14 protein-coding genes and 2 pseudogenes are annotated in these 13975 nt (G+C 59.1%); 9 read left to right on the top strand and 7 right to left on the bottom strand.

The genetic code is table 11. The features are described 5' to 3' along the window. Window positions 1-79 precede the first annotated feature (79 nt). Window positions 80-925, top strand: a complete 846-nt coding sequence (locus ACWHXD_RS08790; RefSeq protein WP_138762176.1) for an AAA family ATPase — start codon at window positions 80-82, stop codon at window positions 923-925. After that, on the top strand, window positions 925-2103 hold the full coding sequence (locus ACWHXD_RS08785) for a vWA domain-containing protein (RefSeq protein ID WP_032892863.1): 1179 nt from the start codon (window positions 925-927) through the stop codon (window positions 2101-2103). Before ACWHXD_RS08790 ends, ACWHXD_RS08785 begins: the two co-directional genes overlap by 1 nt. Window positions 2104-2211: 108 nt before the next feature. On the opposite strand, the gene ACWHXD_RS08780 is transcribed toward ACWHXD_RS08785, so the two are convergent. Genes ACWHXD_RS08780 through ACWHXD_RS08770 form a run of 3 tightly spaced genes read right to left on the bottom strand, consistent with a single transcriptional unit; the run spans window position 2212 to window position 4567 of the window. Beyond that, on the bottom strand, window positions 2212-3129 hold the full coding sequence (locus tag ACWHXD_RS08780) for a 5-oxoprolinase subunit C family protein (RefSeq protein ID WP_138762177.1): 918 nt from the start codon (window positions 3127-3129) through the stop codon (window positions 2212-2214). Further along, entirely contained in the window at window positions 3126-3830 is a 705-nt protein-coding gene (gene pxpB / locus ACWHXD_RS08775; RefSeq protein ID WP_032892865.1) for a 5-oxoprolinase subunit PxpB, read from the bottom strand. The genes ACWHXD_RS08780 and pxpB overlap by 4 nt, the downstream gene beginning before the upstream one ends. Continuing rightward, window positions 3827-4567 carry a 5-oxoprolinase subunit PxpA gene (locus ACWHXD_RS08770; RefSeq protein ID WP_032892866.1) on the bottom strand — a complete coding sequence of 247 codons (741 nt, stop codon included), beginning with the start codon at window positions 4565-4567 and terminating at the stop codon, window positions 3827-3829. Before ACWHXD_RS08770 ends, pxpB begins: the two co-directional genes overlap by 4 nt. A 175-nt stretch (window positions 4568-4742) precedes the next feature. On the opposite strand from ACWHXD_RS08770, the gene ACWHXD_RS08765 reads away from it, so the two are divergent. After that, window positions 4743-5663 carry a LysR family transcriptional regulator gene (locus tag ACWHXD_RS08765; RefSeq protein ID WP_032892868.1) on the top strand — a complete coding sequence of 307 codons (921 nt, stop codon included), beginning with the start codon at window positions 4743-4745 and terminating at the stop codon, window positions 5661-5663. Window positions 5664-5777: 114 nt separating this feature from the next. Here the strand turns inward: ACWHXD_RS08765 and ACWHXD_RS08760 are convergent, their stop codons facing one another. The 3 genes from ACWHXD_RS08760 to ACWHXD_RS08750 are packed head-to-tail and all read right to left on the bottom strand — an operon-like array spanning window position 5778 to window position 7665. Next, window positions 5778-6320 (bottom strand): DUF2937 family protein, encoded by a 543-nt coding sequence (locus tag ACWHXD_RS08760; RefSeq protein WP_034134972.1) that lies wholly within the window; start codon window positions 6318-6320, stop codon window positions 5778-5780. Window positions 6321-6330: 10 nt separating this feature from the next. Continuing rightward, complete coding sequence (locus tag ACWHXD_RS08755) at window positions 6331-7107, bottom strand: class II glutamine amidotransferase (protein WP_003189615.1); 777 nt, start codon at window positions 7105-7107, stop codon at window positions 6331-6333. 30 nt (window positions 7108-7137) lie between these two features. Beyond that, the gene (locus ACWHXD_RS08750) at window positions 7138-7665 is read right to left on the bottom strand and encodes a hypothetical protein (RefSeq protein WP_034126627.1); all 528 of its coding nucleotides are present in this window, start codon (window positions 7663-7665) and stop codon (window positions 7138-7140) included. A 24-nt stretch (window positions 7666-7689) separates the two neighbouring features. Between ACWHXD_RS08750 and ACWHXD_RS08745 the strand changes: the two genes are divergently transcribed. Further along, on the top strand, window positions 7690-9732 hold the full coding sequence (locus ACWHXD_RS08745) for a S9 family peptidase (RefSeq protein ID WP_138762178.1): 2043 nt from the start codon (window positions 7690-7692) through the stop codon (window positions 9730-9732). On the opposite strand, the gene ACWHXD_RS08740 is transcribed toward ACWHXD_RS08745, so the two are convergent. Next, window positions 9729-10010 (bottom strand): hypothetical protein, encoded by a 282-nt coding sequence (locus ACWHXD_RS08740; protein ID WP_057710843.1) that lies wholly within the window; start codon window positions 10008-10010, stop codon window positions 9729-9731. The two genes, ACWHXD_RS08745 and ACWHXD_RS08740, sit on opposite strands and share 4 nt — an antisense overlap. A 78-nt stretch (window positions 10011-10088) precedes the next feature. Here ACWHXD_RS08740 and ACWHXD_RS08735 point away from each other — a divergent pair, with 78 nt between their 5' ends. The 5 genes and pseudogenes from ACWHXD_RS08735 to ACWHXD_RS08715 all read left to right on the top strand — a co-directional run bounded on the left by ACWHXD_RS08735 (window position 10089) and on the right by ACWHXD_RS08715 (window position 13839). Next, on the top strand, window positions 10089-10775 hold the full coding sequence (locus ACWHXD_RS08735; protein WP_003189610.1) for a spermidine synthase: 687 nt from the start codon (window positions 10089-10091) through the stop codon (window positions 10773-10775). A gap of 89 nt (window positions 10776-10864) precedes the next feature. After that, window positions 10865-11101, top strand: a pseudogene (locus ACWHXD_RS08730) (YajD family HNH nuclease); the annotation flags it as partial. A gap of 149 nt (window positions 11102-11250) precedes the next feature. Then, on the top strand, window positions 11251-11616 hold the full coding sequence (locus ACWHXD_RS08725; RefSeq protein WP_081794187.1) for a YajD family HNH nuclease: 366 nt from the start codon (window positions 11251-11253) through the stop codon (window positions 11614-11616). Window positions 11617-12532: 916 nt separating this feature from the next. Continuing rightward, a pseudogene (locus ACWHXD_RS08720) lies at window positions 12533-12904 on the top strand (alpha/beta fold hydrolase); the annotation flags it as partial. A gap of 77 nt (window positions 12905-12981) precedes the next feature. Then, window positions 12982-13839 carry a hypothetical protein gene (locus ACWHXD_RS08715; RefSeq protein ID WP_258379933.1) on the top strand — a complete coding sequence of 286 codons (858 nt, stop codon included), beginning with the start codon at window positions 12982-12984 and terminating at the stop codon, window positions 13837-13839. Window positions 13840-13975 lie beyond the last annotated feature (136 nt).

The raw sequence follows: 13975 nt of genomic DNA, 5'->3' as shown, positions 1-13975 counted from the left end.
ACTGAATGCCCCGTCTGCGTTCACAGTCGCCGGGGCTGCGCGGTATAGTCAGGCCATTGATGAATTCGAGGAATGACCGATGAAGTTCGAAGGCACCCAGGCCTATGTGGCTACCGATGACCTGAAACTGGCCGTCAACGCCGCCATCACCCTGGAGCGGCCGTTGCTGGTCAAGGGCGAACCGGGCACCGGCAAGACCATGCTTGCCGAGCAACTGGCCGAATCCTTCAGTGCCAAGTTGATCACCTGGCACATCAAGTCCACCACCAAGGCGCATCAAGGCCTGTACGAGTACGACGCGGTCAGCCGCCTGCGTGACTCGCAACTGGGCGTGGACAAAGTGCACGACGTGCGCAACTACCTGAAGAAGGGCAAGCTGTGGGAAGCCTTCGAGTCCGAAGAGCGGGTGATCCTGCTGATCGATGAAATCGACAAAGCCGACATCGAGTTCCCCAACGACCTGCTGCAAGAACTCGACAAGATGGAGTTCTACGTCTACGAAATCGACGAGACCATCAAGGCCAAGAAGCGCCCGATCATCATCATTACCTCCAACAACGAGAAAGAGCTGCCGGACGCGTTCCTGCGCCGCTGCTTCTTCCACTACATCGCCTTCCCCGACCGCACCACCCTGCAAAAGATCGTGGACGTGCACTACCCGGACATCAAGAAAGACCTGGTCAGCGAAGCGCTGGACGTGTTCTTCGATGTGCGCAAGGTGCCGGGCCTGAAGAAAAAACCTTCCACCTCCGAACTGGTCGACTGGCTCAAGCTGCTGATGGCCGACAATATTGGCGAAGCGGTGCTGCGCGAGCGCGACCCGACCAAGGCCATCCCGCCCCTGGCTGGCGCTTTGGTTAAGAACGAGCAAGACGTGCAGTTGCTGGAGCGTCTGGCGTTCATGAGCCGTCGCGGTAATCGCTGATGCTGCTCAACCTGTTCAACGAAATGCGTGCCGCCAAGGTACCGGTATCGGTGCGCGAGCTGCTCGACCTGATCAACGCGCTCAAACAGCGCGTGACCTTCGCCGACATGGACGAGTTCTACTACTTGGCCCGGGCGATCCTGGTCAAGGACGAGCGGCATTTCGACAAGTTCGACCGGGCCTTCGGCGCCTATTTCAACGGCCTGGAAAAGCTCGACGACCACCTGCAGGCGCTGATCCCCGAGGAGTGGCTGCGCAAGGAGTTCGAACGCTCGTTGAGCGATGAAGAACGCGCGCAGATCCAGTCCCTGGGTGGCCTCGACAAGCTCATCGAAGAATTCAAGAAACGCCTGGAAGAACAGAAAGAACGCCACGCCGGTGGCAACAAGTGGATCGGCACCGGCGGCACCAGCCCCTTTGGTTCCGGCGGCTACAACCCCGAAGGCATTCGCGTGGGTGACGCCGGCAAGCGCCAGGGCAAGGCGGTGAAAGTCTGGGACCAGCGCGAGTACAAGAACCTCGACGACCAGGTGGAACTGGGCACGCGCAACATCAAGATCGCCCTGCGCCGCCTGCGCAAATTTGCGCGCCAGGGCGCGGCCGAAGAGCTGGACATCGATGGCACCATTGACCACACCGCCCGCGATGCCGGCTTGCTGAATATCCAGATGCGCCCCGAGCGGCGTAACACCATCAAGCTGTTGCTGCTGTTCGATATCGGCGGCTCGATGGATGCCCACGTGAAGATCTGCGAAGAGCTGTTCTCCGCGTGCAAGACCGAGTTCAAGCACCTGGAGTACTTCTACTTCCACAACTTCGTGTACGAATCGGTGTGGAAGAACAACCAGCGCCGCACGTCCGAACGCACCTCCACCCAAGACCTGCTGCACAAATACGGCGCCGATTACAAAGTGATCTTTATCGGCGATGCGTCCATGGCGCCTTATGAAATCACCCAGGCCGGTGGCAGCGTCGAGCATTGGAACGAGGAGCCGGGGTATGTGTGGATGCAGCGCTTCATGGCCAAGTACAAGAAGCTGATCTGGATTAACCCCTACCCTAAAGATACCTGGGGCTATACGGCGTCGACGGGGATTGTGCGGGAGTTGGTGGAGGATCAGATGTATCCGCTGACGCTACGCGGGCTGGAAGAAGGTATGCGCTTTCTCTCCAAATAACACCACCGCCTTACTGTAGGAGCGAGCTTGCTCGCGAAAAACCTGAGACCGCCGCGTACATCTGGATGCCCGCGTTATCGTTGACGTTTTTCGCGAGCAAGCTCGCTCCTACAAGGGTTGGCTAAACCGCTGCAAAAACTTGATGTGCTGCCGATGCGCCACCTCCTGCACCACCGGGGCCAGCCGCACCTTCTGCCCCGGCAGACATTGCGCCAGCCGCGCCAGCGACAAGGGCGTCAGCGCTCCCAGGCGCGGATAACCACCGATCGTCTGCCGGTCATTGAGCAACACAATCGGCTGCCCATCCGGTGGCACTTGGATTGCGCCCAATGGAATCCCTTCGGAAATCAACGACGGCCCTTGGTACTGAAGCGGCGTGCCGAGCAAGCGCATACCCATGCGGTCGGCGCGGCTGTCCAGGGCCCATTCGCTGTTGAAGGCATCAAACAGACTCTGCCCGCTGAACTGGCCTATCTGCGCGCCGATGATCACGTCCAGTGATGCACCGGATTGCAAATCCGGGTTGGCCAGCACCTTCATTGCGCCGCCCGTACCGGAGTAAGCCAACCGCCCGCCTTCGGCCAACGCCTTGCCAAAACCGTCCACCCCGCCCAACGCTTCGCGCACCACCGTGGCACAACTGCCCAGTACAGCCTGCGCATCAAAGCCACCAGGTGCCGCAAGATAAGCGCGCGCGCCATTGAACGGCTGGGTGAAGCGCAGGCGCTGGCCCTTTTGCAGGATAAAACTGCGACCGGGGCTGATCGCACGCTCATCGACATAGGCACCCAGATCCGCACCGGCCAAGGCCAGCAGGCAATAGTCCTCGGCCTGCAGGGTAAAGCCGCCCAGGGTGATTTCCACCACCGGCGCATCCAGGGCATTGTCCAGCAGCCAATTGGCCCAGGACATCGACACCCAATCCAGCGCGCCGCCCTGGGTCACGCCCAGATGCCGCACGCCAAAACGCCCGGCGTCCTGCAACAAGCACAGCGGCGTGCTGGCCTCGATGATCAAGCGGCTCATGCCTGCGCCTCCAGCGGCGTGTCATCACCACCCAGATTGACGAATTCGGCGTGGCTGACCGGGGCGAAGCGCACCGTGTCGCCGGGCTGCATCAGGCTGTAGCCGTCGCGCTCACGGTCGAACAGTTTGGCCGGGGTGCGGCCGATCAGGTTCCAGCCGCCTGGGGACACCACCGGGTAAGCGGCGGTTTGCCGTTCGGCGATGCCGACGCTGCCAGCGGCCACGCGTTTGCGCGGCGTGTTGAGGCGCGGCGTGGCGAGCACTTCGTCCACCAGCCCCATAAAGGCAAACCCTGGAGCAAAACCGAGGGCGAACACCTGGTACTCGTGGACGCTGTGGCGGCGGATCACCTCCTCGACAGTCAGCCCGCTACGCTGGGACAACAGGGCCAGTTCCGGGCCGACACTCAGGTCGTACCACACCGGCAACACATGGCACTGGCCACTCCCCTGAGCCTGGGGTTGCAGATCGGTGAGGGCCTGGTCGATCAGCGCACGGGCCTGGGCCGGGGTGAGCACCGTGAGATCGTAATGCACCATCAAGGTGGTGTAGGACGGCACCAAGTCCACCAAGGCCGGGCCAAAACCGTTGCGCAGGCGCTCGGTAGCCGCGAGCATCCACGGCATGTTGGCTTCGGCGATCACGTCAAACAGGCGCACCATCAGGCAGTCGATCGCCACCACTTCAATGCGTGGGTTCATGCTGTTTTCAACGCTTCGCGGATACGCTGCACGGCGGCGACCGAACTGGCGTTGTCGCCATGCACACACAAGGTATTGGCCTGGAGTACCAATGGGCTGCCGTCGCTGGCAATCAGCGCTTCGCCACGGGAAAGGGTCAGGGCCTGCTGCACGATGGTCTCGGCATCGTGATGCACCGCGCCCGGTAACTGCCGGGATACCAAGTGGCCGTTACTGTCATAGGCACGGTCAGCGAAGGCTTCGAACCACAGGGTCACGCCGTATTCGTCGCCCAAGGCTTGGGCTGCGCGGTTGTCACGGGTGGCCAGCAGCATCAGCGGCAGGTCGCCATAGGCGGCCACGGCCTGGATCACCGCACGCAACTGCGCGGGGTTGGCCATCATGTCGTTGTACATCGCACCATGGGGTTTCACATAGCTGACGCGCCCGCCCTGGGCCCGGCAGATGCCGTCCAGCGCGCCGATCTGGTAGTGCAACAGGTCCTGGATTTCCTGCGGCGTGTAGTTCATGGAGCGCCGGCCGAAGCCTTGCAGGTCCTGGTAGGCCGGGTGGGCGCCCACTTGCACGCCATGCTTGAACGCCAGGCTGACGGTCTTGCGCATGATGCTCGGGTCGCCCGCATGGAAACCGCATGCCACGTTGGCGCAATCAATGAACGGCATGACCTCGGCGTCCAGACCCATGGTCCAGTTGCCAAAGCTTTCGCCGATGTCGCAGTTCAGTAGCAGGCGGCTCACGGTGGTCGCTCCTGTAGGATTTGTTTTCTTGTAGTGTGGGATTTTTTACGCAGAACTCGCAACTTGTCCTGACACCCCAACGACGCTTATCGTGGAATAGCTCGATTTTTGGCGCTTGCCCGGTGCGACGTCCAACTAATAAAAACCGATCCATGCATAAGAAAAAGTTGATCCCATGAATTTGAAGTTCCTCGAAACCTTCGTCTGGGTGGCCAAGCTCAAGAGCTTCCGGCTCACGGCCGAGAAGCTGTTCACCACCCAAGCCTCGATCTCCAGCCGCATCGCGGTGCTGGAAAGCGAGTTGGGGGTGAAGCTGTTCCTGCGTGATTCGCGTGGCGTGAGCTTGACGCCGGAAGGCTTGAAAGTGCTCGACTATGCCGAGCAGATGATGGTGACCATGCAGGGCTTGAAGCAGTCCCTGGAGACTACCAGCAGCAAGGTCGGGCGCATTCGGATCGGCGCGATGGACACGGTGATCCACACCTGGCTGAGCCCGCTGGTTGCTGAACTGATGAAGCTGTACCCGCTGGTAGAGATCGAGTTGATCGCCGATACTGCGCTGAACCTCAGCGATCAGCTGCAAAAAGGCTTCCTCGACCTGATCCTGCAAACCGACCTGCTGCGCCTGGAAACCGTGCGCAGCCTGGAGCTGGCCAGCCACCCCATGGCCTGGATCGTGGCCAGCCAGTCGATCTACAACCGCGACTACGCGTCCCTCGCCGAATTGGCCCAGGAACGCATCATCACCTACTCGAAAAACTCACACCCGCATCAGGACGTGTTGAGTTTGATGCAGGCCAATGGCGTGGCCGCACCGCGCATGAACTGTGTGAACTCGGTGTCGGCGATCACCCGGTTGCTGCGCGATGGCTTCGGCATTGGCGCGCTGCCGCCGGTGCTGGTCAGCGAAGAGCTGGAGCGAGGGGAATTGGTGATGCTGCCCATGGCCCAGCGCCTGCCGAACTTGCAGGTGGTAGTGTCGTGGCGCGTGGGGGTGGAATTGGTGGAGGAGATTGTGGGGTTGTGCCAGAAGGTCGTGGCGCGCTATGCCGAGGAAGTGGGTACAGAACGCATGCAACTGAATAAACCCGACTGATCGTTCCCACGCTCTGCGTGGGAATGCAGCACAGGGCGCTCTGCGCCCTCACGCGCGACGCGGAGCGTCAGAAAAAGCATTCCCACGCGAAGCGTGGGAACGATCAGTGGGTCGTTACAGGCCCTTGAGGTCCCGCTCTTCGATGGGTCGGCTCTGGCGCAGGCGCCGGCCGCCTAATACCACCCAATCGATCAAGCGATACAGGCATTCAATGCCGAATGACAACAGCATAGCCCCGCCCAGGCCCCAGCCCATGGCTTCAGGCGTCAGCAGAATCTGGTAGCTGTAACCATTCCAGGTTTCCAGACGGATATCCGGGTCGGCGGCCACCGCCACCTGCAGGGCGCGGATGTACCACGGGCCTTGCATGGCCTGGTATTGCTTGTCCAACTCGAGTTGGCGATCGAGCATGGCGCCCAGGCTGCTGGCGTCGCTCTGGAATACCGGGTCATCGCTGGCGCGGTAATGCGCCACCAAGGCTTGCATATCACCGTTGAAGAACTGCTGCGCCGTGGACTCGAAACCGCGCAAACCGGTCTGGGCCTCGATCAGGTGGGCCTCGACGCGCTTGGCGTAGTCATTGATAAACCCCGGCACCTGCACGCCGACCAACAAGCCAACGGCAAACAATACCAACCGCAGATAGCTCAGCAACATGCTCGATTCCTTACTCGGTAACGCCCTGGCTGACACATTCACCGCGTCGCCACAGGCTCCATTGGCCCGGTTCGTAGCGGGTCCAGTTTTCGTTGTCGGTCAAGGGTTCGGTGGCGATCACCGTTACCACATCATTGGGGGTGGTTTCGGCCTGAAAATCGACGATCACGTCGACATCTTTCAAGCGCGCCGGGCCAAAAGGCGCACGCCGGGTGATCTGCGCCAGCTTGGTCGAGCAATAGCAGAACAGCCAGTCGCCGTCGCTGAGCAGGCAGTTGAACACGCCCTTGCTGCGGTATTCGGCGCAGGCGGCGATCAGGTCGGGCAGCACCTGTTCGATGTCCACCGGCTCGGGGAAGGCCTCGCGCACGCGGTTGAGCAAGTCGCAGAACGCCGCTTCGCTGTCGGTATCACCCACCGGCCGGTAGAAGGTGGCGCGGGGGTTGAAGTCCGCCAGTTGGCCGTTGTGGGCAAAACACCAGTTACGCCCCCACAGCTCACGCACGAACGGATGGGTATTGGCCAGGCTGACCTTGCCGACGTTGGCCTGGCGGATATGGCCGATCACCACTTCGCTCTTGATGGGGTAACGCTGCACCAGCAACGCGACTTCCGATTCGCTGCTGGCGGCCGGGTCCTGGAACAGGCGCAGGCCACGGCCCTCATAGAAGGCAATACCCCAGCCGTCGCGGTGCGGGCCAGTGCGCCCACCGCGCTGCATCAGCCCGGTAAAGCTGAACACGATATCGGTGGGGACGTTGGCACTCATGCCCAATAATTCACACATGCCAGGGCTCTCGCTGCAGGGCAAACAACGTTAAAGGCGCGGCTCGACCCGCATACCACCGGCAGGCGCCGGGCGACGGAACGGTTCGTCGTCTTCCGGCTCGGCGGCCAAGGCGGCATCCGCAGCCGCCTTGCGCTCACGGCGAGCGTTGGCGGCGCGTTCGATGGGCCAGCGAATCAGCACAAACACGATGTACAGGGCAAACGCGATCATCGTGTACATGAACAGGTCGGAAATGGCGCGCCAGGCGTTGTTGCCGACCTTGAGCACCAGGTCCAGGGCGGTAATGGCCACGGCCGGTGCAAACTGGGTCTTGACCGGGTCGACGATGGTCGGGCTGAGCAGCAACACCGCCATCAGCAATTGCAGGGGCTCGCGCAGCCAGCGCCAGATCCAGCGGGTCATGCGCCACCACACCAACAGGCAGCCCAAAGCGGCGAAGGCGTAAAGGCCCCAAGCGGTCAGATAGTCGTTCTCGGTCATGGTGTCCATGGCAAGGTTGGCAAACAGGCGGCTATGATAACGGCTTTTGCGTGTCGCGGCTGCAATGCCTGCCACCGTCTGCCAGATAGGGAATTATCCATGCCTATTTCCACCGCACCGATTGCCCGCAAGGCCCCAGGCCCAGACCCGTACGCCTGGCTGCAAGAACGCGACAACCCTGAGGTGCTCGACTACCTCAAGGCCGAAAACGCCTGGCAGGAAGCCCAACTGGCCGATCAGCAGGCGTTGCGCGAGACCCTGTTCGACGAGATCAAGGGCCGCATTCTGGAAACCGACCTGTCCCTGCCCTCCCCTTGGGGCCCGTATTTGTATTACACCCGCACCACCGCCGGCGACGAATACGCCCGCCACTACCGCTGCCGCCGCCCGGCCGATGACAGCAACCAGGTGGACGCCAGCAGCGAGGAACTGTTGCTGGACCCGAACGTGCTGGCCAATGGCGGCTTTTTCTCCCTGGGCGCGTTCAGCATCAGCCCCGACCACCAACGCCTGGCCTACAGCCTCGATACCAGCGGCGAAGAGATTTACACCCTGTTCGTGAAGGAATTGGCGACCGACAAGGTCAGCGAACTGGCGTTCGACAACTGCGACGGCAGCATGACCTGGGCCAATGACAGCCTGACCCTGTTTTTCGGCGAACTGGACGACACCCACCGCCCGCACAAACTGTATCGCTATCGCCTGGACGGCACCGCAGCGCAGGAAGTGTTCCACGAGCCCGACGGCCGTTTCTTCCTGCATTGCTACCGCTCAAGCTCCGAGCGCCAACTGTTGCTGGCCCTGGGCAGCAAGACCACCAGCGAAGTCTGGGCGCTGGACGCCGAGCAACCGCACCTGGCCTTTACCTGCCTGGCGCCGCGGGTCGAAGACCACGAATACGATGTCGACCACGGCAAACGCAATGACCAGTGGACCTGGTTTATCCGCAGCAACCGTGACGGCATCAACCATGCGCTGTACGTGGCCGCCGACACCGGCACGCCGCCCACCGAAGCCGACTGGCACAACCTGATCCCCCACAGCGATGAGGTCATGCTCGACGGCGTGAGCCTGAACGCCAACGCCATGACCTTGAGCCTGCGCATTGGTGGCCTGCCGGTTATCGAAGTGCACCCTGAGAACGTGCCAGCCTATCGGGTGCAATTGCCTGACGCCGCCTACAGCCTTTACGTGCAGAACAGCCTGGAGTTTCCCAGCGACAAGATCCGCCTGCGCTATGAGGCCTTGAACCGTCCGGCCCAGGTGCGCCAGCTCGACCTGGCGACAGGCGCGCAGGTCGTGCTCAAGGAAACCCCGGTGCTGGGCGTCTTCAACGCCGACGATTACGTCAGCCAACGCCTGTGGGCCACTTCTGCCGACGGCACCCAGGTGCCCATCAGCCTGGTGGTCAAGCGTGACCAGCTCGGCAAGCCGACGCCGCTGTACCTGTATGGCTACGGTGCCTACGGCTCAAGCCTCGACCCGTGGTTCTCCCATGCGCGCCTGAGCTTGCTCGACCGTGGCGTGGCGTTTGCCATCGCCCATGTGCGCGGCGGCGGTGAGCTGGGGGAAGCCTGGTATCGCAACGGCAAGCAGGAACACAAGCAGAACACCTTCAGCGACTTTATTGCCTGCGCCGAACATTTGATCGCCGAGGGCCTGACCACCTCCCAGCAACTGGCGATCAGCGGCGGCAGTGCCGGTGGCCTGTTGATCGGCGCGGTACTCAACCAGCGCCCGGAGTTATTCCAGGCGGCGATTGCCGAAGTGCCGTTCGTCGATGTGCTCAATACCATGCTCGACCCGGAACTGCCGCTGACCATCACCGAGTACGACGAATGGGGCAACCCCGAGGACCCCGAGGTGTATGCGCGCATCAAGGCCTACGCGCCGTACGAGAACGTCAGCGCCCAGGCTTACCCGGCCACGCTGGTGATCGCCGGCTATAACGACAGCCGCGTGCAGTACTGGGAAGCCGCCAAGTGGGTGGCCAAGCTGCGGGATACCAAGACGGACGACAACCTGCTGCTGCTCAAGACCGAGCTGGGTGCCGGCCATGGCGGCATGAGCGGGCGCTATCAGGGGCTACGTGACGTCGCCCTCGAATATGCCTTTGTGTTCAAGGCCCTCGGCCTGGTCTAACCGCCTGGCGTCTTTGGCTTGCTGTCGTTCTGCTGCAGGCCAGGGACCGTCTGGTCCTTGGGCGGCGCCGGCAGCACGATGGGCGCCAGCGGTGGCGCGCCATTATGGGTCTTGGGCGCTACGGGCGGCGTGACTTGCGGGTACAACGTGGGCGTTGGCGTGCCCGGCGCGCCTGGGGTTGGCGTGGGCGCGACCGGTACGGTTTGTAACTCCTGAGCCTGCGCGGTACCCAATGCGAGCGCGCTCAACACAATGACCGTTAGAATGCTGCACTTCATCGATGGCTCCATGGCCTGACCGGAATGCCTTAAGGCTACTCCCAACCGCGCAAGAATGCCCTTCCCAATGAGATTTCCATGAAACGTTTCGTTCTGCTGGACACCACCCCAATCCCCGACAACGGCGGTGCCTTGTGCCTGTTCGAATACGGCGAAGACTTTGTCATCAAGATCCAGGGCGGTGACGGTGGCCAGTTGATGAACACGCGCATGCACGGCTCCGAAGATGCCCTGGCGGAGATTCCCTGCCGCAAAGTGGCCGGGCGCCCGGGTTCGCGGGTGCTGATCGGCGGCCTGGGCATGGGCTTTACCTTGGCCGCGGCGCTCAAGCATTTGGGTAAGAGCGCCGAAGTGGTGGTGGCCGAACTGGTGCCCGGCGTCGTGGAATGGAACCGTGGGCCGCTGGGGGAAAAGTCCGGACGCCCGCTGCTGGACCCGCGCACCGTGGTCCGCCAGGAAGACGTGGCCAAGGTACTGCAGGCCGAACCCCAAGGTTTTGACGCGATCATGCTCGACGTCGACAACGGCCCCGAGGGGCTCACGCAAAAGGCCAACAGTTGGCTGTACTCGGCCAGTGGCCTGGCCGCTTGCGCCAAGGCCCTGCGACCCAAGGGCGTGCTGGCGGTGTGGTCGGCCAGCGCCGACAAGCTGTTCAGTGACAAACTGCGCAAGGCCGGCTTCAAGGCCGAGGAAGTACAAGTATTTGCCCATGGCAACAAGGGCACGCGGCATACCATCTGGATTGCAGAGAAGCTCAAGGGCTGATCGCGGTTGATTCAATCGCGCCAATCCCCGGTGGGAGCGGCTAGAATCAACCTTGTCCGTGAACCACCCAACAATAGCCAGGAGCCATGATGAGCTCGAACAACCCGCCCTCCCACACCGCCAAGCTGGACCGCATCCTCGCCGATGCCCAGCGCGACCGCGAAATGGGCTACCGCGATAAAGCCTTGAAGATGTACCCCCACGTGTGTGGCCGCTGCGCCCGTGAATTTTCCGGCAAGCGCCTGAGTGAACTGACCGTCCACCACCGTAACCACAACCATGATGACAACCCCCAGGACGGTTCCAACTGGGAGTTGCTGTGCGTGGATCTACCAGAAAAATGGTATCCGACTATGAATAGTCATAGGCCCCAACGATACATACCATTTTTTTCCGGTATGTGAGCCCTGACTTATCGCTTACAGAGCGTCTCGATACGGTTTATCCTTCCTAAGCACTCATCCCGGACACTCAAATGAACAACAAAACCACACCTAGCCTTTCTAAACTGGATCGAATCCTCGCAGATGCGAAGCGCGATAAGGAATCAGGTTATCGGGATAAAGCACTCAAGATGTATCCACATGTTTGCGGCCGATGCGCTCGTGAGTTTTCTGGCAAGCGCCTGAGCGAGCTAACCGTGCACCACCGTGACCACAACCACGACAACAACCCTCAGGATGGATCTAACTGGGAGCTTCTCTGCTTGTTCTGTCATGACAATGAACACTCACGCTACACTGATCAGCAATATTTCTCCGAATCTTCTTTGAGTTCGCCAAAACAAGCATCCGCAACTCACAACCCATTTGCAGCATTGGCTGAACTTATGAAAAAGTGACTCCACACAATGTAAAAAAACAGCCAATAACACCCTTGCAAGTTTATTAGAAAACAAGCAATGCAAGATGCAATCCTACCTCTTCTCGAGAGAAAACCATTATTTCTCAGCCGCTAGGAAAATATTCAATATCAGTACAAGTTGGTTACGCTCCCGAATGTGCGCACTGTATACCTTCGCAACAACAGCAAGCATTTAGCCCAAAACCCAAATAACTACAATCATGAGAACCAACGAACAACCACGGCGATATTAGGTAAAGAATTTTTTGATACTCTTGAATACTGCACGTATCGAGTTTACTCTTTACGCTAAAGCGAAAACGAGACGACACTTACAAACAAGATGATACATGAATAAAGCAATGGAAGCGTATATAGCCCCGCCTTGCGGGCTCTTCCAGAAAAACATGCACCAATGTGTTCTATGTCTCCAAAGCGGAAACGAACCCCTTATCCGCGCTCTTGATACTTCCTGCTTGAGGAATATTGGCTAGAGTCAAAGAAGTTACTGGAATCCTCTACAACTTCAAGGATCGAACATGCGAAACCTTCAGCTCTTTGCTCCTGAAGCTTTCCCCACGGCTCATTCGGAAGTTCGTGCTTACACCATTGCGGCTTTTCGGGTTGCCCAAGCTAGTGATCAACTCTCATTGATCGCCATGTCAAAACCGCTTCTGGAATTTTTGGTGAAAAAACGTGCCTTGGGTTACTGGCTCTCAAGGGGCAGGCTAATCCAAGAAGTCCACGGCTATAGGCTTACGGAGCGGGGACTTGTCGATTGCCAGTCCGCGCTGGCGTTGCAACTGCCTACACATAATACAACTGCCAGCCAAGTGGCGTTCTGGGTGAATGAGTTCTGCTCAAACTATGTGCTGCGCCTGAGTTCTTCATTTGGGTCATCGGGAGCGTTCAGTATGTCTGTCCAAAGTCGCAACAAAGTAATCGTAGTAGGTGGCGGCTCGACCACACTGATCTTTTGCCACGGCTTTGGCTGCGATCACAACATGTGGTCGTACCTAAATGGCTACGCTCAGGATCTAGTTCAAATCATCGACGAATTCGGTAGAGGCCCGGTCATTCTGGTCGGTCACTCAGTCAGCGCGATGATTGGCGTACTGGCCGATCGTAGCCAGCACAATCGTATTGTTGCTCATGTGATGATTGGCCCTTCGCCCTGCTATGTCGATTCAGGCGAGTATGTCGGGGGATTTAAGCTCAATGACATCAAATCACTCTTGCACACTCTGGGTAGCAACTATCTCAGCTGGTCTAGCACAATGGCACCCCGGTCGTCATGGGCGAATGCTGAGGGTTTGCCGCTCGATAACTTTGCGAATAATCATACGAAATTGAGGGAGATTTGATGTTCCAGACAGATCGCCAAGCTAGCCCTGAGATTCAGCTATCATGGGCGCAAATAGCCCAACTCCCTACGAAAGTACGAGAAATTTGCTTACGGCACAGCGTAGGAATCAGAAATCAAACGGATCTTGCAGCGTATTTGGAAATCTGCGAAAAAGTCACAGCGGAAAAAAATGCGGCAGAACCTTTCGATCCCAAGCTTTGCCAAGCTCAGCGGGTTCTTTCTGCCATCGTCGCTTGTGGGGATGAGAGTGAGCTCAAGGAGCCACTCAGCCGAATGGCATCCAATACCTTGGATCCGACGTCAAAAACACCATCGCCAGGGAAGGATGCGCTGTTCGAATTAGAAACTCTTCAGTACGCGCGTCATCGGAGACTCGGAGCACGTTTGGGTGAGCCTGACGTCATCATTGAAGCTCCATTTGGTGATTACTTTGTAGCATGTAAAACAATCAACTCTCCGGAAAATTTTGAAAAACAGTTAAGCCGCGGCTGCCGGCAATTAGACCGATTGGGGTCTGGGTGCGTGGCTTTTAATTTTGAACCCCAGGTATCAGCGAAAGAACCTATCGTTGTCGATACAAGTCAAAAACTGCAGATTCATGTTGATGAGCAGTTAATTAATTTGTATGAAAAACACCGTCGACACATTGATAAACGCCTTGAGGATGACCGCTTGGATGGCGTCATGCTCCAGATTTCCTGTTACGCAAACATTCGTGAAAGTACTTCCGCATTAGACGTATTCACCCACACAGTGTTCTATTCTCGTTCGAACCTTCAGCAAACCGACGCCCGTGAGCGCTTTGAACGGTTCAAGCAATCCATGCAGGGTCCCTTATGCTCCTTCAGGTCATAGGGTGTCGCATCACGCCCCAAATGATCTGCATTGCGCTATCAGGTTTGAAACCACGTCCGACACTCCAACAGAATCGGCCGAGTTCAGTCTTTCCCACCTGTATTAACGTTTAGCTTGAACCGCAGTTGCTGCACCG

This window comes from Pseudomonas fjordensis (assembly GCF_976987115.1).
The sequence above is the reverse complement of the archived record's forward strand: the minus strand, read 5'-3'. Positions and strand labels throughout refer to the sequence as shown.

Bases quoted from the DNA above. Each gene is read 5' to 3' on its own strand.
- ACWHXD_RS08790 (WP_138762176.1), top strand. From the start codon at position 80: ATGAAGTTCGAAGGCACCCAGGCCTATGTGGCTACCGATGACCTGAAA.
- ACWHXD_RS08785 (WP_032892863.1), top strand. From the start codon at position 925: ATGCTGCTCAACCTGTTCAACGAAATGCGTGCCGCCAAGGTACCGGTA.
- ACWHXD_RS08780 (WP_138762177.1), bottom strand. From the start codon at position 3,129: ATGAGCCGCTTGATCATCGAGGCCAGCACGCCGCTGTGCTTGTTGCAG.
- pxpB (WP_032892865.1), bottom strand. From the start codon at position 3,830: ATGAACCCACGCATTGAAGTGGTGGCGATCGACTGCCTGATGGTGCGC.
- ACWHXD_RS08765 (WP_032892868.1), top strand. From the start codon at position 4,743: ATGAATTTGAAGTTCCTCGAAACCTTCGTCTGGGTGGCCAAGCTCAAG.
- ACWHXD_RS08760 (WP_034134972.1), bottom strand. From the start codon at position 6,320: ATGTTGCTGAGCTATCTGCGGTTGGTATTGTTTGCCGTTGGCTTGTTG.
- ACWHXD_RS08755 (WP_003189615.1), bottom strand. From the start codon at position 7,107: ATGTGTGAATTATTGGGCATGAGTGCCAACGTCCCCACCGATATCGTG.
- ACWHXD_RS08745 (WP_138762178.1), top strand. From the start codon at position 7,690: ATGCCTATTTCCACCGCACCGATTGCCCGCAAGGCCCCAGGCCCAGAC.
- ACWHXD_RS08740 (WP_057710843.1), bottom strand. From the start codon at position 10,010: ATGAAGTGCAGCATTCTAACGGTCATTGTGTTGAGCGCGCTCGCATTG.
- ACWHXD_RS08735 (WP_003189610.1), top strand. From the start codon at position 10,089: ATGAAACGTTTCGTTCTGCTGGACACCACCCCAATCCCCGACAACGGC.
- ACWHXD_RS08725 (WP_081794187.1), top strand. From the start codon at position 11,251: ATGAACAACAAAACCACACCTAGCCTTTCTAAACTGGATCGAATCCTC.
- ACWHXD_RS08715 (WP_258379933.1), top strand. From the start codon at position 12,982: ATGTTCCAGACAGATCGCCAAGCTAGCCCTGAGATTCAGCTATCATGG.